Raw genomic sequence first — 19940 nt, 5'->3', positions numbered from 1 at the left:
GTACATATCTATTATCGTCTATTTCTCGCGTCTCAAATAACGCACTGCCGACGGTTGCATCTTTACGGCGGAGTCCAGTCGTATCCGTCGACCCACCAGGCAATGTAAATCCAGCCGATCTGGCCCGCGATGAACAACAGGACAATTCCGATTCTGTACAGAACGGACCGGGGCTGCGCGATCGCCCCGAGCAGCGGGAAGACCGGAATCAACAGCCGGAACGTGCTCGACTGCGGGAAGAACACCGCGAGCAGATACAGCACGTAGCTCGCGACCCAGAATCGCAGGTCGACACCGAGGCGACGCACGATCGGCGTGAACATGAACGCGGCAAATCCGACGACGGCGATCGCGAGCAGGGTCGGTCCCCACCAGACGGGCCACTTCGCCATTGCCATCCACCAGTTGGCGCCCTGAATCCAGGGAGTGAGCGGCAGGAGATCGCCGTATCCGATGTACGCGGATCGCCACGCGAGCTCGGTGGCGGTGTACGCCGAGGGATTGCCGGTGGCGGCGGCCGCGACCCACACCCAGGCAAACCCGGCGATGGCGCTGAACAACGCTGCGGTGACGGATGCCACGCGCTCACGCACCGGGAAGGGGTCGCGAGCCCGCACCACCCAGCGGTAGATGATGTGCAGGCCGAGCGCGAGGGCAAGGGCCAATCCGCTCGGCCTGGTGAAGCAGAGCACCGCTATGACCGGAACCATCACCCAGTACTTGCGCCGCAGCAACAGGTACAGCGCGAGCGTCAGGAAGAACACCTGCATCGACTCGGCATACCCCACCTGCAGCAACGGTGACAACGGCGCGAAGCAGAAGAGTACGACCGAGAACATCGCGGTCTCGCCGGGCAGCTTCAGCGCGAGCACGCGGTACAGCATCAGCGCGGAGCCAAGCGCGAATCCACCGGAGACGAACACCGATACCTGCGCGTAGGGCAGCCCCAGAAGGTGCTGCATCACGTTGACGAACCAGGGATACGCCGGCAGGAACGCCCAGGCGTTCTCGGCAATGTGTCCGTCGTCGGTCAGCGGAAGGGTGCTGGGGTAGCCCGTCACACTGACGATGTAGTACCAGTGTGAGTCCCACAGCGAGGCGAACGCAAAGTAGTCGGGATGCGACGATGTCCACGCGTTTTGGGCCTGCGCCGCGGCGAAGTCCAGCATGATCGTGGTCGTCACGACGCGGGAGACCGCGAAGATCACGATGACCTTCACCCACCACGGCGTCGCCCGGTAGCGGACCGCGAGCGCCGATGGGGGCCGGTCGGGAGCGCGGGATGACCCGGGCCGGGTCGCCCTGGCACGAACCGTGGCAGCCCGGGCTGAGGTGGTGGGCGTACCGGAACCGCTAGGCACCGGTCAGCCAGGCGCGCAGTCCCTGCTCGCAGGACGTGATCTGCTCCAGCGCCACCCGCTCATCGTCAGCGTGTGCCTTCAGCGGGTCGCCGGGGCCGTAGTTGACGGCGGGGGTTCCGAGCGCGGAGAACCGCGCGACATCCGTCCATCCGTACTTGGGCTTCGCCACGCCACCGACCGCTTTCAGGAATTCCTGCGCCAGTGGTGCGTCCATTCCGGGACGGGCACCCTCGGCCAGGTCGACAACGGTCATCTCGTACCCGTCGAAGAGTTCGGCGAGGTGCGCGATGGCCTCCTCGCCGGAGCGGCTCGGAGCGAAACGGTAGTTGATGTGCACCATTGCCTCGTCGGGGATGACGTTGCCAGCGACTCCACCGGAGATTCCGACGGCGTTCAGACCCTCGCGGTACACGAGACCATCGACCTCGACCTCGCGCGGCACGTAGTCGGCAAGCGTGGTGAGAATCGGCGCGAGATCGTGAATGGCGTTGTGGCCGATCCACGACCGGGCGGAGTGGGCACGAAGGCCAAACGCGCGCAGCTCGACGCGGAGGTTCCCGTTGCAGCCTCCCTCGACCTGCGAGTTGCTCGGCTCCCCCAGGATCGCGAAGTCTCCCGCCAGCAGCTCCGGCGAGTTGTCGGCAACGCGCTTGAGTCCGTTGAGGGCGGCGGACACCTCTTCGTGGTCGTACCAGATCCAGGTGATGTCGACGGTGGGATCGACGAGCTCGACGGCGAGCTTGAGCTGCACGGCGACGCCGGCCTTCATGTCGACGGTGCCCCGGCCCCAGAGGTAGTCGACGCCGTCGATCGTCTCGTAGCGGGTGGGCACGTTGTTGTTGATGGGCACGGTATCGATGTGTCCGGCGATCACCACGCGCTTGTCGCGCCCGAGGGTGGTTCGCGCGATGATCGTGTCGCCGTCGCGAATGATCTCCAGGTGGGTGGCCTTCTCGAGGCTCACCATGATGGCGTCCGCGATGACGCCCTCATCGCCCGACACCGATTCGATGTCGCAGAGCTGGCGGGTGATATCGATGGACGTTGCGCCCAGGTCGAGCACGGGCAGGGAGAGGTCGGAAACCGGCATTGCAGAATTGTATCGGGGCAACATTTCCTGTCACACACGATCTGTACTCTGGGGGCATGACTTCTCGCGCCGCCTGGGGCTACGGCCTCGCCACCATCGCCGGAGACGGCACCGTTCTCGACACCTGGTTCCCCGAGCCCAAGCTCGGTTCGATTCCCGCCGGCACGGACAAGTACATCGCTCCCGCCGAGCTCAGCGACCTCGCGGTGGACGATGCCCGCCGCAACGTGCGCGTCGACTTCGTCACTATCGAAATCGATCTGGATGGCGCGCCCGCGTCCACCTCGGACGCCTACCTGCGCCTGCACCTGCTGAGCCACCTGCTGGTCGCCCCGAACACCATCAATCTCGATGGGCTCTTCGGCCACCTTCCCATCGTCACGTGGACCAACGCCGGCCCCGTGCACCCCGACGACTTCACCCGCCTGCGCCCCTCGCTGCAGCGCGCCGGCATCGCTGCGACCGGCATCGACAAGTTCCCGCGCCTGCTCGACTACGTCAGCCCCGCACGGGTGCGGATTGCGGATGCCTCACGCGTGCGTCTCGGCGCACACCTGGCCCCCGGAACCACCGTCATGCACGAGGGTTTCGTCAACTTCAACGCGGGGACCCTCGGCACCTCGATGGTCGAGGGCCGCATCTCCCAGGGCGTTGTCGTCGGTAACGGGTCTGACATCGGTGGCGGGGCATCCATCATGGGCACCCTCTCCGGTGGCGGCACCGAGCGCGTCTCCATCGGCGAGCGCGCGCTCCTCGGGGCGAACTCCGGAATCGGCATCTCGATCGGCGACGACACCGTCGTCGAGGCCGGTCTGTACGTCACGGCAGGCACCAAGGTCGTTGTCATCGACAAGACATCGCCGACCCAGCACATCGTCAAGGCGGTCGAGCTGAGCGGCAAGCCCAACCTGCTGTTCCGCCGTAACTCGGTGTCCGGCGCCGTCGAGGTTCTCGACCGCGCGGGTAAGGGCATCGAGCTCAACGCGGCGCTGCACGCCTGACCGTAGCGCGCAATGCGCCCGGGACGATCGGTGGCAGCCGTGATCGCGGGTGCGGCGGTACTGTGCGCCCTGGGCGCCGGGGTGAGCCTCGGCGCCTCCTCCCCTGCGCCGATATCTGCGGCGGGCGCGGACGGGGATGATCCGACCCACCTGGTGTTCTCCGGGATCTCCCACGCCGGAGACGAGCACGCGATTGTGTACCACTCGGTCGGTGGGGGCGCCTACCTTCTCGGCTACCGGATGGACGTGCGGTTCTCGGCGGGCCGCGAGTCGACCCGCCTGCGCTGTGGGCTGCTCGACCCGAACGGCGTGATCGACTACGTGCAAAGCCAGAGCTTCCAGACGGTGATCCAAGGCCCCAGTCACGTGGCCTACGTCGGACGTTTCCGGCTGCCGGAGCTCACGCTCAAGCTGGCGTGCGTGACCACCCAGACGGACACGGTCACCGTCGACGTCACGGGGCTGCGCCTCACGGTGCAGGCGTTCGGAGAGCTCCGCAGCTAACAGAACGGTGCGACAGCCGCCGGGTCAGCCCTCGCTGGGCGCCGAGACCGGCCAGGGGCGCTCGGGCGAGCCCGTGTAGACCTGCTGCGGGCGTCCGATGCGCGTGGACGAGTCCGCGTTCATCTCACGCCAGTGCGCGATCCAGCCCGGCAGGCGGCCGATCGCGAACAGCACCGTGAACATGCGCGGCGGAAATCCCATCGCCTTGTAGATGACTCCCGTGTAGAAGTCGACGTTGGGGTAGAGCTTGCGGCTGATGAAGTACTCGTCCGCGAGGGCGACGGCTTCCAGTTCCTTCGCGATGTCGAGGAGGTCATCCTGCACGCCCAGCGCTTCGAGCACCTCGTCGGCGCTCTCCTTCACGAGCTTCGCGCGGGGGTCGAAGTTCTTGTACACCCGGTGGCCGAAGCCCATCAGGCGCACGCCCTCTTCCTTGTTCTTGACCCGCTCGACGAACTTCTCGACGCTCTCGCCGGAATCCTTGATCTCCTGCAGCATCTTGAGCACAGCCTCGTTGGCACCACCGTGCAGCGGACCGTACAGCGCATTGATACCCGCGGAGATCGAGGCAAAGATGTTCGCCTCCGTGGAGCCAACCAGGCGCACGGTCGACGTCGACGCGTTCTGCTCGTGGTCTTCGTGCAGGATGAGCAGTCGCTCGAGCGCCTTGCTCACGATGGGATTCACCACGTACGGCTCGGCCATGGTGCCGAAGTTGAGCTTCAAGAAGTTATCGACGAAGCTCAGCGAGTTGTCCGGGTACAGGAACGCCTGGCCGAGGCTCTTCTTGTGCGCGTATGCGGCGATGACCGGCAGCTTCGCCAGAAGCCGCACGATCGACATCTCCACCTTCTCGGCGTCGTGCACGTCGAGCTCGTCCTCGTAGTACGTCGACAGCGCCGATACCGCGCTCGAGAGCACCGACATCGGGTGGGCGTTGTGCGGGAGTGCGTCGAAGAACCGGCGCAGGTCCTCGTGGATCAGGGTGTGCCGGCGCACGCGGGCGTCAAACTCCGCCAGCTCCTCCGCTGTCGGGATCTCCCCGTAGATGAGCAGCCAGGCCGTCTCGAGGTACGTCGAATTCTCGGCGACTTCTTCGATCGAGTAGCCGCGGTAGCGCAGAATTCCTTCATCGCCGTCGATGTAGGTGATCGCGCTCTTCGTCGCTGCGGTGTTGACAAACCCGTAGTCGAGCGCCGTGAGCCCGGTCTGCTTGGTCAGGGTCGACATGTCGATCGCGTCCCGCCCATCGACCGACTGAATGATCGGGAACTCGGCGGTAACGCCGCGGAACTGGAGGATAGCCTTCTCGGCGTTAGCGTCTGCAGCGTCGTTCACGCCTACAGCCTAAACGCCGTTAACCGCTGCCGTCGCATCCGCCAACAATTAGTTCTTTTCGTTGGAGGGTGTGCCCAAGCGGGGCGGATGGCCCGAGCCGCCGCTTACGCCGCCGCCAGTCGGGCCACCGCGGCGTCGATGTTTGCGTCCGTGGTGGTGAGCGCCACGCGCACGTGCTGGTGCGATCCGTCGCCGTAGAAGGTGCCGGGGGTGACGAGGATTCCGAGGTCGGCGAGCTCGGCGGTTGCCTTCCACGCGTCGTCTCCGCGCGTGACCCAGAGGTACAGCCCCGCCTCGCTGTGATCGACGCGGAAGCCGTAGGCCTCGAGCGCCGCCTTGAGGCGATCGCGACGGGAGCGGTATACCTCCCGCTGGGCAGCAACGCTCTCGTCCTCGCCGAGGGCAGCAACCATGGCGGCCTGCACGGGAGCGGGCGGCATGAGTCCCGCGTGCTTCCGCACGGCGAGCAGTTCGGCGATGATGTCGCTGCACCCGGCGACGAAGCCCGCGCGGTAGCCGGCGAGGTTCGACTGCTTGCTCAGCGAGTAGACGGACAGCACGTGATCCCGGGAGCCGCCCAGGACGCGGGGGTCGAGGATCGACGGGGTGGGCTCGTCGCCGTCCCAGTTCAGTTCGGCGTAGCACTCGTCGTTCGCGATGACGGCGCCGAGTTCCCTCGCGCGCACCACGGCGGCGCGCAGGCCCTCGATACCGAGAACGCGTCCGTCGGGGTTACCGGGTGAGTTCAGCCAGATGAGTTTGGTGTTCGCGGGCCATTCGGCCGGGTCATCCGATGCCAGCACGGTCGCTCCGGCGATGGCAGCACCGATCGCGTACGTCGGGTAGGCAACGGTGGGCTGCACCACCAGGTCGCCCTCGCCGAGTCCGAGCATGAGCGGCAGCCAGGCGATGAGTTCCTTCGAACCGATGGACGGCAGAACGTTTGCCACCGAGAGATCGGAGACGCCGCGGCGACGGGCGTACCAGGCAACGATGGCCTCACGCAGCTCGACGCTTCCCGCGGTCAGCGGGTAGGCGTGTGCGTCGGTGGCCTCGGCGAGCGCCCGGCGAATGTGCTCCGGGGTGGGATCGACCGGGGAACCGACCGAGAGATCGATGATTCCACCGGGGAAGGACTGCGCCTTCTTCTTCAGGGGTTCGAGGGTGTCCCAGGGAAAATCGGGAAGCGTCAGAGCCATCGACGCGGGCTAGTGAGCGGCGGCCTGGGGCGGCAGCACGGAGATGACCGGGTGATCCTTGTGGATGACACCGACCTTTGCCGCTCCGCCGGGAGAACCGAGGTCGTCGAAGAACTCGACGTTCGCCTTGTAGTACTCGGCCCACTGGTCGGGAAGGTCGTCCTCGTAGTAGATCGCCTCGACCGGGCACACCGGTTCACAGGCGCCACAGTCAACACACTCGTCGGGGTGGATATAGAGCGAGCGGTCACCCTCGTAGATGCAGTCGACGGGGCATTCGTCGATGCACGCACGGTCCTTGACATCGACACACGGGAGGGCGATTACGTAGGTCACTTGTGCAGTGATCCTTTCACTTCGGTGGAGACAGCAATCTTATCGCGGGCGCGGCTGGGAACCTGCGGCCAGCCGACCACAAGCAGCGCGATGAGGGTGGGGCCGAAGCTCCAGATGAGGCCCTGAAGGGACTCGGGCACGAGAACCGATCCCCCGGTGCTGCGGATCGAGAGCACCGCGACCGCCACCATGATGCCGAGGGCCGCGGCACCGGCGAGAGTTCTCGTGCCGAACACGAGGCGCAGCCCGGTCACGAAGGCGGCGACAATCACCAGTCCCGCGATGAGGCCAACGGGTACGGCGACGGTCCCGATCGGCACTGCAAGTTGGTGGATGACCGTGAGCATGGCGCCAATACACAACCCGATGACGAACGTGAGAAGCGAAGTGATGAGCTTCACCGGAAGGCTCTGCTGGGAGAACGGCGTGGTGCCCGCGGGACGATCGGGGTGCACGCGACGGAAGCGCTCCACCGTGTCGATCGGCTGGGCGATGCCGTTGGAGAGCGCGAATTCGACGCCACCGGGAAGGATGTCCACCTGCGTGCGGTGGGCGGCAAGCGCCAGCCGCTTGCGATCGAGTTCCGCGCTGACGTCGACGCTGAGGCTGGAGGTCGCGACGGAGACGAGGTCATCCGGCTCGATGGCAAAGAAGGGGACGCCGTAGACGTCGGACGCGCGGCGGGCCGCTTCTGCCGCGCGAATGTGGTCGGGGTGTCCGTATCCACCGCGGGCGTTGTAGCTCACGACAACATCGGGGTCCAACTCGGAGATGACCGCGGCGATGTCGGCAGAGACCTCGCCGAAATCGGCGGCCGCGAGGCAGCGCGGGTCGAGGGTATCGACGGCTTCCGCGCCATCCGCCCCCCACACCATTCCGGAGTCGAGGTATCGCCGCGGTTCGCGCTCTGGCCACCGCGCGTTGTCGGAACCGAGGAAGCGGTGATCGGTGACGCCGAGGATGCCCATGGCGGCGGACAACTCGGTCTCGCGATGGGCGGCGAGCGCGTCCATGTCGTCGAGGAGGAACTGCAGGTCGGCGGGAATGACCTCGCCGCGCTCACCCCGCGTGCAGGTGAGCACCGTCACCCGCGCGCCGCGATCCACCAGGGTCGCGAGCGTGCCTCCCGTGGTGATGGATTCGTCGTCGGGGTGGGCGTGCACGAACAGCACCCGCTCTTGCTCGCTCATAAAGTCCTTCGGTGAATTAGCTATTGGACAGGATAGGCATACGCAGGTAGTGTCAGGTCGGTTAGGTAAGCCTTACCAATCCCCCACCTCTGCTCCCGAAAGCCGTTCGTGCTCGCAAACTTTCTCATCGGTCTCCGCGAAGGTCTCGAGGCGGCTCTCGTCGTCGGGATCCTCATCGCCTACGTTCGCAAGCTCGGTCGGGTGGACGTCATCGCGCGTATCTGGCTCGGCGTCGCGCTCGCCGTGCTCGTTTCGCTCGGTCTCGGCGCCATTCTCACCTTCGGTGCCTACGGGTTGTCCTTCGCCGCACAGGAGCTGATCGGTGGCTCACTCTCGATCGTCGCCGCGGGCTTCGTCACCTGGATGATCTTCTGGATGTTGCGCGCGGCGCGCGGGCTGTCCAAGGAGCTCCGCAGCGAGGTCGACTCCCACCTGAGCGGTGCCGGATGGGGTCTGGTCTTCGTGGCCTTCCTGTCCGTGGGCCGCGAGGGCATCGAGACGGCGCTGTTCATCTGGGCGGCGGTCGAGTCGACGGGTGAGACAACCTATCCCCTCATCGGTGCGGCCATCGGAATCGTCGTCGCCGTGGTGCTCGGCTACCTCATCTACCGCGGCGTGCTCTCGATCAACCTCTCCAGGTTCTTCACCTACACGGGCGTCTTCCTCATCGTGGTGGCCGGCGGCGTTCTCGCCTACGGCGTGCACGACCTGCAGGAGGCGGGCGTTCTGCCGGGGCTCTACTCGCTCGCGTTCGACGTCAGCGGGGCGATCCCCCCGGACAGCTGGTACGGAACCCTGCTCAAGGGCGTCCTGAACTTCTCTCCCGCCACGACCGTGCTCGAGGCCACCGCCTGGGTCGTCTACGTCGTCCCCGTCTTGTTCTGCTTCATCCGCGCCGTTCTTCGGAACCGCGGGACGAAGCAGCCCATCGCACCAACCCCAGCCTCCCCCACCACAGCCCCTGAAGGAGCCCGATGATCAAGCGCCCCACCCGTGTGGCACTCGCCCTAGCCACGAGTGCAGCAGCACTGCTCGCCCTGTCGGCCTGTGTGCCGAACAACCCCACCTCGTCGGACGACTCCAAGGCGTTGACCGTGGACAGCAGCAAGACCGCGTGCGATGTCTCGACATCGACGGCGCCCAGCGGCACCCTCTCGTTCTCGATCAAGAACACCGGCGACCAGGTCTCCGAGTTCTACCTGCTGGCCGACGACGGCCTCCGCATCATCGGTGAGGTCGAGAACATCGGGCCCGGCATCTCCCGCGAACTCGTCGTGCAGGCCAAGCCCGGCGACTACTTCACCGTGTGCAAGCCCGGCATGATCGGCGCGGGCATCGGAAAGACCGCCTTCACCGTCACCGACTCCGGTACCGACCTCGCCGCCACCGGCGATGACGCCACCGCCGTTGCCGCCGCCGCGACCAACTACGTCGCGTACGTCAAGGACCAGGTCGAGGGTCTCGTGACCTCCACCGACACCTTCCTCGACGCGTTCCGCTCGGGAGACGTCGAGAAGGCCAAGTCGCTGTACGCCACCACGCGTGCCGCGTACGAGCGGATCGAGCCCGTTGCCGAGTCGTTCGGTGACCTCGACCCGAAGATAGATTTCCGCGAGGCGGACGTCGAGGCCGGCACCGAATGGACCGGCTGGCACCGCATCGAGAAGGACCTCTGGCCGCCGGCAGCCGCCGACAACGGCGGAAAGACCTACGTCGCGCTGACGGACGCCGAGCGCACCAAGTACGCCGACCTCCTGAAGACCGACACCGCAAGCCTGAACGAGGCAGTACACGCGTCGGACTACACCGTCTCCATCGACGCGATCAGCAATGGCGCAACGGGCCTCCTCGACGAGGTCGCCAGTGGCAAGATCACCGGCGAGGAAGAGATCTGGTCGCACACCGACCTCTGGGACTTCCAGGCCAACCTCGAGGGCGCACGCGTTGCGTACGAGGGTGTCCGTGACATCGCCGAGCCGAAGGATGCCGCCCTCGTGAAGCAGATCGACGGCGAGTTCACGTCACTCGAGACCCTGCTCGCCCAGTACGGAAGCCTCGACAAGGGCTTCAAGTACTACAACGAGCTGAGCACCACTGAGATCAAGTCGCTCTCCGACGGCGTCAACGCCCTGAGCGAGCCGCTCAGCAAGCTCACGGCAGTTCTGGTCGGCTAAGCAACCTAGAATCTGAACAATGACAACACCTCCGGCTCCCGACGGGAGAGGACTCTCCCGCAGGGGACTGTTCTCCCTGGCGGGAGCCGGAGTCGTTGGCGCCGGTCTCGGCGTCGGCATCACTGCGGCCGTCACCCAGTCGACGGCCAGCACCATCCGCGCCACTGACAGCTTCACGTTTTACGGAAAGCACCAGGCCGGCATCGTCACGCCCGCCCAGGACCGGCTGCACTTCGCTGCGTTCGACGTCAGCGACATCACCCGGGCCGAGCTCGCCGAGCTCCTCTCCGACTGGACCTATGCCGCCAACCGCATGACCGCGGGACTGGGCGCCGGACCGTACGGCCCGACGAGTGGACCCTACGAGGCGCCACCGGATGACACGGGCGAAGCTCTCGACCTCCCACCCTCCGGTCTCACCATCACCTTTGGTTTCGGACCGACGCTCTTCGATTCCCGCTTTGGTCTCGCCTCCAAGCGGCCGGACGCGCTCATCGACCTCCCGCATTTTCCCGGGGACGCGCTGCAGCCCGCCTTGGTCGGCGGTGACCTCTGCATCCAGGCCTGCAGCGACGATCCGCAGATTGCCGTGCACGCCATCCGCAACCTCTCCCGCATCGCCTTCGGGCGCGCATCGCTGCGCTGGTCCCAGCTGGGCTTTGGCCGCACGTCGTCGACCACGCGCGCACAGGCCACCCCGCGCAACCTGTTTGGCTTCAAAGACGGCACGGCGAACATGCGCGCGGAAGACACCGCCGAGGTCAACAAGCAGATCTGGGTGAACGCGGGCGACGGTGCGGACTGGATGACCGGGGGCAGCTACCTGGTGTCGCGCAAGATCCGCATGACGATCGAGACCTGGGACCGCACGTCGCTGCACGAGCAGGAGACCGTCATCGGCCGTACCAAGGGCGAGGGCGCCCCGCTCAGCGGCGGATCCGAATTCACCGAGCCAGACTTCAGCACCCTTGGCCGTGAGGACAAACCGCTCATCGATGAGAAGGCGCACGTGCGCCTCGCCCACCCCACGAGCAACAAGGGCGCCGAGATCCTGCGCCGCGGCTACAACTTCGTCGACGGCAACGACGATCTCGGACGCCTCAACGCCGGACTGTTCTTCATCTGCTTCCAGCGCGACCCGCGTACGCAGTTTGTGCCCCTGCAGTTGAATCTCGCGAAGAACGACGCGATGAATGAGTACACCCGGCACGTGGGCTCGGGCATCTTCGCTGTGCCTCCGGGCGCGTCATCCGGTCGTCCCATCGGCGCCGGCCTGTTCGACTAGTGTGCCGCGTGCGCTGCAGCTCGCCTACTTCTTGGTGACGGTGTAGTTGGCGACGAATCCGCCGTCGTCCTGCACCACGTTCACGACGACAGAGTACGCGGGAGCATCGGAGACGAGCGTCGCCGCGTCCGGCGTGGCGGAACCCTGGAACTTGTTGCTGAAGCCGGCGGCGGTCAGTGCCGAGGCGATGTCGTTGACGGAATCCACCGTCGGCACGCGAACGCTGACGTTCCAGACCTTTGCGCCCTCTCCGCCCACCCCCGATCCGGAGACCACCGTTCCGTCGAACAGCGGCACGGCAGAGGGGAAGTCCTGGGGAACGGACGTTCCGCCGACGTCGACGGTGCCGCCCGTGACATCCCGAACAAATCCCGTGACGGGATTGTTTGCACAGCCGGCCAGCAGCGGCAGGGTGAGCACTGCGAGCCCCAGCGTGAGCGGAATGAGCGTGCGGGTGCGGAAGCGGGTCATGGGGTCTCCTGGCGGCGTGTGGCCGCCGGTCGTGCGGTGGGATGCATCCGAGCTTAACGACGAACGGCCACACGCGGACCCCGGCGCCGAAGCGCCGGGCCGGGTGTGGCCGTTCGGGTGGAGAAGGGTTACGCGTTCTGCTTCTTGAGACGCGAGACGCGGCGTGCACGGTCGGCTGCTGCCAGCTCGACCTTGCGGATACGCACGAACTCGGGCGTGACCTCGACGCACTCGTCCTCGCGGGCGAACTCGAGGCACTCTTCCAGCGTCAGCGTGCGCGACGGAGTCATACGCTCGAACGAGTCCGAGGTCGACTGGCGCATGTTGGTGAGCTGCTTTTCCTTAGTGATGTTGACGTCCATGTCGTCAGCGCGCGAGTTCTCGCCGACAACCATGCCTTCGTACACCTCCTGCGTGGGCTGCACGAAGAACGACATGCGCTCCTGGAGTGCGACCATCGCGAACGGGGTGGCAACACCGGCGCGGTCAGCGACAATGGAACCGTTGGTGCGGGTCTGGATGTCTCCGGCCCACGCCTCGTAGCCGTGGCTGACGGCGTTGGCGATACCGGCACCACGCGTGATCGTGAGGAACTCGGTGCGGAAACCGATGAGCCCACGGGACGGCACGATGAACTCCATGCGCACCCATCCGGTGCCGTGGTTGCTCATGCCCTCCATGCGACCCTTACGGGCTGCGAGGAGCTGCGTGATTCCACCGAGGTACTCGTCCGGAGCGTCAATGGTGAGGTGCTCGTAGGGCTCGTGAACCTTGCCGTTGACCTGGCGCACAACTACCTGCGGCTTGCCAACGGTGAGCTCGAAGCCCTCACGACGCATCTGCTCGACGAGGATCGCGAGAGCAAGCTCTCCACGGCCCTGGATCTCCCAGGCGTCGGGGCGTCCGATGTCGACCATCTTGATGGAGACGTTACCGACGAGCTCGCGCTCGAGGCGGTCCTTCACCATGCGGGCGGTGAGCTTGTGGCCCTTGATCTTGCCGATGATCGGCGAGGTGTTCGTTCCGATGGTCATCGAGATGGCCGGGTCGTCGACCGTGATGGTCGGCAACGGGCGAACGTCGTTCGGGTCCGCGAGGGTCTCACCGATGGTGATGTCCTCGAAACCGGCGACGGCGACGATGTCACCGGGGCCAGCGGACTCGGTCGGGAAGCGGTCGAGCGCCTTGGTGATCAGCAGCTCGGTGACCTTGGCGTTCTGAACGGATCCGTCGTGCTTGACCCAGGCGACCGTCTGGCCCTTCTTGATCGTGCCGTTGAAGACACGGAGGAGGGCGAGGCGACCGAGGAACGGGGACGCGTCGAGGTTGGTGACGTGCGCCTGCAGGGGGTGCTCGTCGTCGTACGACGGCGCCGGCACGTGCTTGAGGATGGCGTCGAACAGCGGCTCGAGGTCCTCGTTGTCGGGGAGCTCGCCGTTTTCCGGCTTGTTCCAGCTGGCGGCACCGTTACGGCCGGACGCGTACACGACGGGAACGTCGAGGATCGCGTCGAGGTCGAGGTCGGGGTGCTCGTCTGCCATGTCGGACGCGAGTCCGAGCAGGAGGTCCTGGCTCTCGGCGACGACCTCGTCGATGCGAGCATCGGGACGGTCGGTCTTGTTGACGAGGAGGATGACGGGGAGCTTGGCTTCGAGGGCCTTGCGGAGCACGAAGCGGGTCTGGGGCAGGGGGCCCTCCGACGCGTCAACGAGCAGCACGACGCCGTCGACCATGGACAGACCGCGCTCAACCTCGCCACCGAAGTCGGCGTGGCCCGGGGTGTCAATCACGTTGATCGTGATGGCGCCGCCGGCGTTGTTCTCCTCGGCGTGAATACCGTTGTAGAGCACAGCGGTGTTCTTCGCGAGGATGGTGATGCCCTTTTCGCGCTCGAGCTCGTTGGAGTCCATGGCGCGGTCTTCGAGGTGCGCGTGCGCCTCGAAGGAGTTCGTCTGGCGAAGCATCGCGTCGACGAGGGTGGTCTTTCCGTGGTCAACGTGCGCGACGATAGCCACGTTGCGCAGGTCGGTGCGAGTGGCGATAGCCATACGTGTATTCCTTGAGTGATGAGCGCGTCGTTCGTTGCTCGTCCGCGCGGTTTTCAGGCAGCGGCACGGCAGCGTTCAAACGCTATGTGAGGGGGTCTTTGGGGCTAGCAGGGATGCGCCTGCGGTGCCCTACACGACCAGTCTACCGCGTGATGTCCAAATGGGCCGATTTCCGACCCATTTGGACCACGCTGACAGGTATAACGGTTAGACCGCGAGCTGAATTCCCGCACCGGGGATGGCCGCGAGCAGCTCCTTGGTGTACTCCTGCTTCGGGTTACCGAAGACCTCGTCGGTTGCGGCAGCCTCCACGATCTTGCCCTTCTGCATGACGCAGACGTTGTCGGCGACGAGTCGCACGACGGCCAGGTCATGGGTGATGAAGAGGTACGTGAGGTCGAGCTCGGACTGCAATTCGCTCAGCAGCGCGAGAATCTGCGCCTGCACCAGAACGTCGAGAGCAGACACTGCCTCGTCGAGGATGACGATGTCGGGCTTGAGCGCGAGTGCACGCGCGATGGCCACACGCTGACGCTGACCACCGGAGAGCTCGTTCGGGTACCGGTCGGCGAGGGCCGTCGGGAGAGCAACCTGATCGAGCAGCTCGAGCACGCGGGCCCGCTGTTCCTTACGTCCGCCAACCTTGTGCGTCACCAGCGGCTCAGCAATGGTGGAGCCGATGTTGTACAGCGGGTCGAGGGAACCGAACGGATCCTGGAACACCGGCTGCATCCGGCGACGGAGTGCGAGAAGTTCGCGGCCCTTGAGCTTCGCGACATCCTCTCCATCGACCGTGATCGAGCCAGAGGTTGCCTCGTCGAGCTTGAGGATCAGTCGCGCGACGGTGGACTTGCCGGAACCCGACTCCCCCACCAGAGCGGTCGTAGTTCCCTTGGCGATGGTGAACGACACCTGGTCGACGGCCGTAAACGGCTGACGCTGGAGCTTGCCCGTGTTGATCTGGAAGACCTTGGTGAGATCCTTGACCACGATCGACGGCACCAGCGTCTTGGTCACGGGTGTGTGCTCCGCGTGCGCCTCGGCAGTGGCGATCAGGTCGACGTCACCGGCAATGGACGGCGCGACGTAGTCGAGTGTTGCCAGCGGACGGCTGGAACTCTGGATGCGGCGCGATGCGAGGCTCGGGGCCGCGGCGACAAGACGCTGGGTGTACGGGTGCTGCGGGTTCTGCAGAATCTCGACCGACGGACCGGACTCGACGATCTTTCCCTTGTACATCACGATGAGCTTCTCGGCGCGCTCGGCGGCGAGACCCAGGTCGTGAGTGATGAAGAGAACGGCGGTGCCGGCCTCGCGGGTCAGACCAGCGAGGTGATCGAGGATCGTGCGCTGCACGGTGACATCGAGGGCCGAGGTCGGCTCGTCGGCAATCAGCAGCTTCGGGGTCGACGACAGGCCGATTCCGATGAGTACGCGCTGGCGCATACCGCCCGAGAACTGGTGGGGGTACTGGCGAAGCCGGTGCTCGGCGTCGCCGAGTCCCGCCTGCTGCAGGACGGTGATGGCCTTGGCCTTCGCGTCCTTTCCCCGGGTCGCCTTGCCGTTGGCAACAAGAGTCTCCTGCACCTGGAAGCCGATGTTCAGCACCGGATTAAGGTTCGACATCGGGTCCTGCGGCACGAAGCCGATCAGGTTTCCGCGGACCTCTTCGAGCTTCTTTTCGGTGGCGGTGGCGAGGTCGATGCCGTCGAACAGGATCTGTCCGCCGGTGACCTTACCGGTGCCCGGAAGCAGACCGATGATGGCGTGCGCGGTGGTGGACTTGCCGGAACCCGACTCCCCCACGATCGCGACGGTCTCACCCGGCATGATCGTGAAGTTGACGCCGTTGACGGCGGGCACAACGCCGCGCTGGGTCGTGAATCCGACGTTGAGGTTGGAGATTTCGAGCAGCGGTGTTGCCGCGAGGCTCGAGCCGGAGATGGTTGCGCGTGCTGAGGTGTCGCTCATCGACGGGCCCTCGCCTTCGGGTCGAGGGCGTCGCGAACGACTTCGCCCATCAGAATGAACGCCAGCACCGTGATCGACAGAGCGATCGACGGGTAGATCAGGTTGCTGGGGTCGGTGCGGAGCTGGGTCTGTGCGTTGCTGATTTCGTTACCCCAGGAGATGGAGTCACTGCCAAGACCAACACCGAGGAACGACAGCGTAGATTCCGCGACGATGGCGCCGGCGAGGCCGATCGTGGTGATGACGATGACCGGGGCAACGGAGTTCGGCAGGACGTGCTTGACCAGGATCTTGAAACGCGAGACGCCGAGTGCGGTGGCGGATGTCACGTAGTCGGCGTTCTTCACCGAGAGGATCTGACCGCGGAGAATTCGCGCGACGCTCGGCCAAGCGAAGATTCCGATGGCGAGCGACAGCGTCCAGACGTTCCTGTACGCAGCGAAGAGCGACATGATGACGACCGCGGCGAGGATGTACGGGATCGAGAAGAAGATGTCACCGATGCGGGAAAGAACCGCGTCGACCCATCCGCCGTAGAAGCCAGCGACTGCACCAATGACGACACCGATGATGGTGACAAGCACCGTCACGATGAAGCCGACCGAGAGCGACGTGCCCGCGCCGTAGATGATGCGCGAGTAGATGTCACAGCCCTGGAAGGTCGAGCCCAAGAGGTGTCCAGCCCCGGGACCCGCGTTGCTGAGGTCGAGGTTGCAGTACTTCGGGTCGATCGAGGTGAACAGCGACGGGAACAAGGCGACAACGAGGATCAGGATGATCACCGCGCCTGCCACGTAGAACAGCACCCGGCCCCGAACATCGCGCCAGGCATCCAGGTAGAGGTTGCTCTTGCGCTCGGAGATGGACACCTTGTCGACAGCAACGAGAGGAGTCTCGTCGAGCGGCGCGACGAAGTGCGTCGGCGACAGTGGAGTGTTACTTGGCATAGCGAATCCTTGGGTCAAGCAGTCCGTACAGGAGGTCGATCAGGAGGTTGAACACGACGTAGATGATGACCATCACGGTGACGAACGACACGACGGTCGGACCCTCACCGCGGATGATCGCCTGGTACAGCGTGCGGCCAACACCGGGCACGTTGAAAATACCCTCGGTCACGGTCGCACCGACGATCAACGTTCCAAAGTCGGTTCCGATGTACGTGACAACGGGAATCATCGAGTTGCGCAGGATGTGGACGCGGATGACCCGGCGGCGACCCAATCCCTTGGCCGTGGCCGTGCGCACGTAGTCCTCGTTGAGGTTCTCGATCACCGAGCTGCGCGTGAGGCGAACGATGTACGCGAAGCTGATGCTCGCGAGAACGAACGCGGGAAGGATCAGGTCCTTCCACGGTGCTCCGTCGCCGACGGTGGGGTTCACCCATTTGAGCTGAATGCCGAAGATGAACTGCGAGACGAAGCCGATAACGAAGATCGGGATCGAGATCAGCAGGAGGCTGACGACAAGGGCGCTCGCGTCGAACAGCTTGCCCTTGCGCAGTCCGCTGACGAGGCCGATAAGGATACCGGCGATCGATTCGATGATGACCGCGAGGATCGTCAGTCGCAGTGTCACGGGGAAGGTGGCAGCCAGGATCTGGGAGACAGGCTGCCCGGAGAACGACGTCCCGAGGTTGCCGGTGAAGATTCCACCGAGGTAGATGAAGTACTGCACGATGAACGGCTGGTCCAGGTGGTACTGGGCTCGCAGCTGATCTGCGAGAGCGGGGCTGAGCCCGCGGTCGCCGCCGAGGGCGGCGATGGGGTCTCCCGGCAACGCGAAGACCATGAAGTAGATGAGCAGCGTTGCCCCGAAGAAGACGGGGATTAGCTGCAGGAGGCGCCGGAGGATGTACCAGACCATGGCGTCTAGTCTCCGGATTTCGCGAGCGTGCACATAACTGAGGTTGTGACCTTACTGTTACGGGGTGTCGGACAAATAGACCCGAAGACGCTGTTGTCTCCGAGCCATTCGAGCAAGAATACGCCTGTGGGGCGGGGGCTCTGAGCCACCGCCCCACAGGTCGACCGTCAGATGACGGTCAGATCAAGGATTTACGCCTTGGTCATTTCGTAGTAGATCGGAACCGAGTTCCAACCGAACTGGACGCCAGAGACGTCCTTGTTGAAGACACCCGTGACGTTGGAGTACCACAGCGGGATGGCGGGGAGGTCCTTGAACAGGAGCTCCTGTGCCTGCTGGAAGAACTCGTTCGCCTTGGAGACGTCCGTCTGTGCCTGGCCCTGCTTCAGCAGACCGTCGAACTCGGCGCTGGTGTAGTCACCATCGTTCGAGCCGGCTCCCGTGCCATAGAGCGGTCCGAGGAAGTTGTACAGAGCCGGGTAGTCGGCCTGCCATCCGGTGCGGAACGCGGTCTTGATGGTGCGGTCGGTGATGACGGTGCGGAACTGGGCGAACGTCGGGTACGGAGCACCCGAGGAGTCGATGCCAAGCGTGTTCTTGATCGAGTTGGTTACAGCGTCAACCCAGGGCTGGTGGCCACCGTCAGCGTTGTATGCGATCTGGAACTTGCCGGTCCACGGCGAGATAGCGTCGGCCTCGGCCCACTTCGCCTTGGCGTCATCGGCGTTGAACTTCAGCACGTCAGAACCCTCGAGGGACTTCGAGTAACCGTCGATGACCGGCGACGTGAAGTCGGTGGCCGGCGTACGGGTGCTCTGGAAGACAACCTTGGTGATCTGGTCGCGGTTGATTGCCTCGGAGATAGCGGCACGACGCAGCTTGCCCTCAGCGCCGGTGAAGTGCGCGGCGTTGGCCGGGATCGTGAACGACTGGAAGATCGCGGCCGGCTGGTTGACGAAGCTGTCCGGGAAGTCCGTCTGGTAGTTCGCGAGCTGTGCGCTCGGGACGGAGTCGAGAACGTCAAGCGTTCCACCCTGAGCCTCGGCGTACGCAGCGTCCTCGGTCGCGAAGAAGATGATGGTCAAGCCACCGTTCTTCGGCTTGCGGGGGCCGTCGTAGTCGGGGTTCGTGACGAGGGAGATCTTCACGTTGTGCTCCCATGAGGCAGCATCGGGAAGCATGTACGGACCGTTACCGATCGGCGCTGCGCCGAAGGCCTTCATGTCCTTGAATGCGGAGGCCGGCAGCGGCATGAATGCCGTGTAGCCGAGGCGCAGCGGGAAGTCCGCTTCCTTGTCCTTGAGCTTGACGGTGAAGGTGGTGTCGTCGACGACCTTCAGTCCCGTGAGGGGGCTGTCCTTGTCATAGCTGAAGCCCTCGATGGACTCGAAGAAGTAGCTGTTGAGCTGCTTGTTGCTGAGCAGGGCGCCGTACTGCCATGCGTCAACGAAGGAGCTGGAGGTGACGGGCTCGTCGTTGGTGAACTTCAGACCAGACTTGATCTTGATCGTGTAGTTCTGAGCGTCCGTCGTGGTGATGGAATCTGCAACGTCGTTGGCGGAAGAGCCATCGGCCTTGTAGTAGACCAGGCCAGCGAAGATGTTGTCCGTGATCTTGCCGCCACCGGTTTCGTTGGTGTTGGTCGGGATCAGCGGGTTCGCGGGCTCTGAGCCGTTTGCCGTGATGATGGCCGTGGCGTTAGCGGATGCCGTAGCCGACGGGGTGGTGCTCCCGCTGGTTGAGCAACCGGTCAGCACCAGCGCTGTCGCGATGCCGAGACCGGCGAACGCTACGCCGATTCTGTTGAGTTTCAATTTTCCTCCTGTGCAAAGGTGTGTGCAGACGGCAGCGCGAAACCTCGCGAACTGCCGCGCCGAATAACAAGAACCCTAAGCAGGGGTCATGCTCCCGGCCAAACTGTCGCACTAAACGTTACACAGCGGTAACGCAGTCGGGGGATCGTTGCGCCGGATGCAAACAAACGTTATACAAATGGTCGTATACGCAGAAATGTTGCACTCGCACCGGGCCGATGCTGGGAATCGCCACTCACAGCCCCATAACATCGAACCTGTGTACCAATTGCGGGTGTGGACAACCGACAGA

The 19940-nt window shown here is 64.8% G+C and carries 17 protein-coding genes; 5 read left to right on the top strand and 12 right to left on the bottom strand.

Annotated features, from left to right (window positions below):
- Positions 1 to 62: 62 nt before the first annotated feature.
- Together HB677_RS01250 and dapE are read right to left on the bottom strand one after the other, a co-directional pair.
- On the bottom strand, positions 63 to 1361 hold the full coding sequence (locus tag HB677_RS01250; RefSeq protein ID WP_213813834.1) for a mannosyltransferase family protein: 1299 nt from the start codon (positions 1359 to 1361) through the stop codon (positions 63 to 65).
- Positions 1354 to 2451 (bottom strand): succinyl-diaminopimelate desuccinylase, encoded by a 1098-nt coding sequence (dapE, locus tag HB677_RS01245; RefSeq protein WP_213813833.1) that lies wholly within the window; start codon positions 2449 to 2451, stop codon positions 1354 to 1356. Before dapE ends, HB677_RS01250 begins: the two co-directional genes overlap by 8 nt.
- A gap of 56 nt (positions 2452 to 2507) precedes the next feature.
- Between dapE and dapD the strand changes: the two genes are divergently transcribed.
- Both dapD and HB677_RS01235 read left to right on the top strand, forming a co-directional pair.
- Positions 2508 to 3452: a 2,3,4,5-tetrahydropyridine-2,6-dicarboxylate N-succinyltransferase gene (gene dapD / locus HB677_RS01240; protein ID WP_213813832.1), complete on the top strand. Its 945-nt coding sequence runs from the start codon at positions 2508 to 2510 to the stop codon at positions 3450 to 3452.
- 12 nt (positions 3453 to 3464) lie between these two features.
- Positions 3465 to 3956, top strand: a complete 492-nt coding sequence (locus HB677_RS01235; RefSeq protein WP_213813831.1) for a hypothetical protein — start codon at positions 3465 to 3467, stop codon at positions 3954 to 3956.
- A gap of 24 nt (positions 3957 to 3980) precedes the next feature.
- On the opposite strand, the gene HB677_RS01230 is transcribed toward HB677_RS01235, so the two are convergent.
- From HB677_RS01230 to HB677_RS01215, 4 genes are all read right to left on the bottom strand, one after another.
- A complete protein-coding gene (locus HB677_RS01230) occupies positions 3981 to 5294 on the bottom strand; it encodes a citrate synthase (RefSeq protein ID WP_213813830.1) in 1314 nt (437 codons plus the stop codon).
- Between the two features lie 104 nt (positions 5295 to 5398).
- Positions 5399 to 6493: a succinyldiaminopimelate transaminase gene (dapC, locus tag HB677_RS01225; RefSeq protein WP_213813829.1), complete on the bottom strand. Its 1095-nt coding sequence runs from the start codon at positions 6491 to 6493 to the stop codon at positions 5399 to 5401.
- 9 nt (positions 6494 to 6502) lie between these two features.
- Positions 6503 to 6829 carry a ferredoxin gene (gene fdxA / locus HB677_RS01220; RefSeq protein ID WP_213813828.1) on the bottom strand — a complete coding sequence of 109 codons (327 nt, stop codon included), beginning with the start codon at positions 6827 to 6829 and terminating at the stop codon, positions 6503 to 6505.
- On the bottom strand, positions 6826 to 8019 hold the full coding sequence (locus tag HB677_RS01215; RefSeq protein ID WP_213813827.1) for a PIG-L family deacetylase: 1194 nt from the start codon (positions 8017 to 8019) through the stop codon (positions 6826 to 6828). Before HB677_RS01215 ends, fdxA begins: the two co-directional genes overlap by 4 nt.
- A 108-nt stretch (positions 8020 to 8127) precedes the next feature.
- Here HB677_RS01215 and efeU point away from each other — a divergent pair, with 108 nt between their 5' ends.
- Genes efeU through efeB form a run of 3 tightly spaced genes read left to right on the top strand, consistent with a single transcriptional unit; the run spans position 8128 to position 11478 of the window.
- Positions 8128 to 8997, top strand: a complete 870-nt coding sequence (gene efeU / locus HB677_RS01210; protein ID WP_213813826.1) for an iron uptake transporter permease EfeU — start codon at positions 8128 to 8130, stop codon at positions 8995 to 8997.
- A complete protein-coding gene (gene efeO / locus HB677_RS01205; protein ID WP_213813825.1) occupies positions 8994 to 10193 on the top strand; it encodes an iron uptake system protein EfeO in 1200 nt (399 codons plus the stop codon). The genes efeU and efeO overlap by 4 nt, the downstream gene beginning before the upstream one ends.
- A gap of 19 nt (positions 10194 to 10212) precedes the next feature.
- The gene (efeB, locus tag HB677_RS01200; RefSeq protein ID WP_213813824.1) at positions 10213 to 11478 is read left to right on the top strand and encodes an iron uptake transporter deferrochelatase/peroxidase subunit; all 1266 of its coding nucleotides are present in this window, start codon (positions 10213 to 10215) and stop codon (positions 11476 to 11478) included.
- Positions 11479 to 11502: 24 nt separating this feature from the next.
- On the opposite strand, the gene HB677_RS01195 is transcribed toward efeB, so the two are convergent.
- The 6 genes from HB677_RS01195 to HB677_RS01170 form a co-directional block, all read right to left on the bottom strand.
- Positions 11503 to 11949, bottom strand: a complete 447-nt coding sequence (locus HB677_RS01195) for a hypothetical protein (protein ID WP_213813823.1) — start codon at positions 11947 to 11949, stop codon at positions 11503 to 11505.
- A gap of 128 nt (positions 11950 to 12077) precedes the next feature.
- On the bottom strand, positions 12078 to 13997 hold the full coding sequence (gene typA, locus HB677_RS01190; protein WP_213813822.1) for a translational GTPase TypA: 1920 nt from the start codon (positions 13995 to 13997) through the stop codon (positions 12078 to 12080).
- Between the two features lie 207 nt (positions 13998 to 14204).
- Entirely contained in the window at positions 14205 to 15968 is a 1764-nt protein-coding gene (locus tag HB677_RS01185) for an ABC transporter ATP-binding protein (RefSeq protein WP_213813821.1), read from the bottom strand.
- Positions 15965 to 16915, bottom strand: coding sequence for an ABC transporter permease (locus tag HB677_RS01180; protein ID WP_213813820.1), 951 nt, complete (start codon positions 16913 to 16915; stop codon positions 15965 to 15967). Before HB677_RS01180 ends, HB677_RS01185 begins: the two co-directional genes overlap by 4 nt.
- Positions 16905 to 17834, bottom strand: coding sequence for an ABC transporter permease (locus HB677_RS01175; protein ID WP_213813819.1), 930 nt, complete (start codon positions 17832 to 17834; stop codon positions 16905 to 16907). The genes HB677_RS01180 and HB677_RS01175 overlap by 11 nt, the downstream gene beginning before the upstream one ends.
- Before the next feature lie 191 nt (positions 17835 to 18025).
- Entirely contained in the window at positions 18026 to 19648 is a 1623-nt protein-coding gene (locus HB677_RS01170) for an ABC transporter substrate-binding protein (RefSeq protein ID WP_213813818.1), read from the bottom strand.
- Between the last annotated feature and the right edge of the window lie 292 nt (positions 19649 to 19940).

Origin of the sequence: Glaciihabitans sp. dw_435, from assembly GCF_018449675.1 — a bacterium.
GTDB lineage: Bacteria > Actinomycetota > Actinomycetes > Actinomycetales > Microbacteriaceae > Glaciihabitans.
This window is presented reverse-complemented; position numbering and strand designations above follow the sequence as displayed.

Bases quoted from the DNA above. Each gene is read 5' to 3' on its own strand.
- HB677_RS01235 (WP_213813831.1), top strand. From the start codon at position 3,465: ATGCGCCCGGGACGATCGGTGGCAGCCGTGATCGCGGGTGCGGCGGTA.
- efeO (WP_213813825.1), top strand. From the start codon at position 8,994: ATGATCAAGCGCCCCACCCGTGTGGCACTCGCCCTAGCCACGAGTGCA.
- HB677_RS01180 (WP_213813820.1), bottom strand. From the start codon at position 16,915: ATGCCAAGTAACACTCCACTGTCGCCGACGCACTTCGTCGCGCCGCTC.
- dapC (WP_213813829.1), bottom strand. From the start codon at position 6,493: ATGGCTCTGACGCTTCCCGATTTTCCCTGGGACACCCTCGAACCCCTG.
- HB677_RS01195 (WP_213813823.1), bottom strand. From the start codon at position 11,949: ATGACCCGCTTCCGCACCCGCACGCTCATTCCGCTCACGCTGGGGCTC.
- dapD (WP_213813832.1), top strand. From the start codon at position 2,508: ATGACTTCTCGCGCCGCCTGGGGCTACGGCCTCGCCACCATCGCCGGA.
- HB677_RS01185 (WP_213813821.1), bottom strand. From the start codon at position 15,968: ATGAGCGACACCTCAGCACGCGCAACCATCTCCGGCTCGAGCCTCGCG.
- dapE (WP_213813833.1), bottom strand. From the start codon at position 2,451: ATGCCGGTTTCCGACCTCTCCCTGCCCGTGCTCGACCTGGGCGCAACG.
- typA (WP_213813822.1), bottom strand. From the start codon at position 13,997: ATGGCTATCGCCACTCGCACCGACCTGCGCAACGTGGCTATCGTCGCG.
- efeB (WP_213813824.1), top strand. From the start codon at position 10,213: ATGACAACACCTCCGGCTCCCGACGGGAGAGGACTCTCCCGCAGGGGA.
- HB677_RS01215 (WP_213813827.1), bottom strand. From the start codon at position 8,019: ATGAGCGAGCAAGAGCGGGTGCTGTTCGTGCACGCCCACCCCGACGAC.
- HB677_RS01175 (WP_213813819.1), bottom strand. From the start codon at position 17,834: ATGGTCTGGTACATCCTCCGGCGCCTCCTGCAGCTAATCCCCGTCTTC.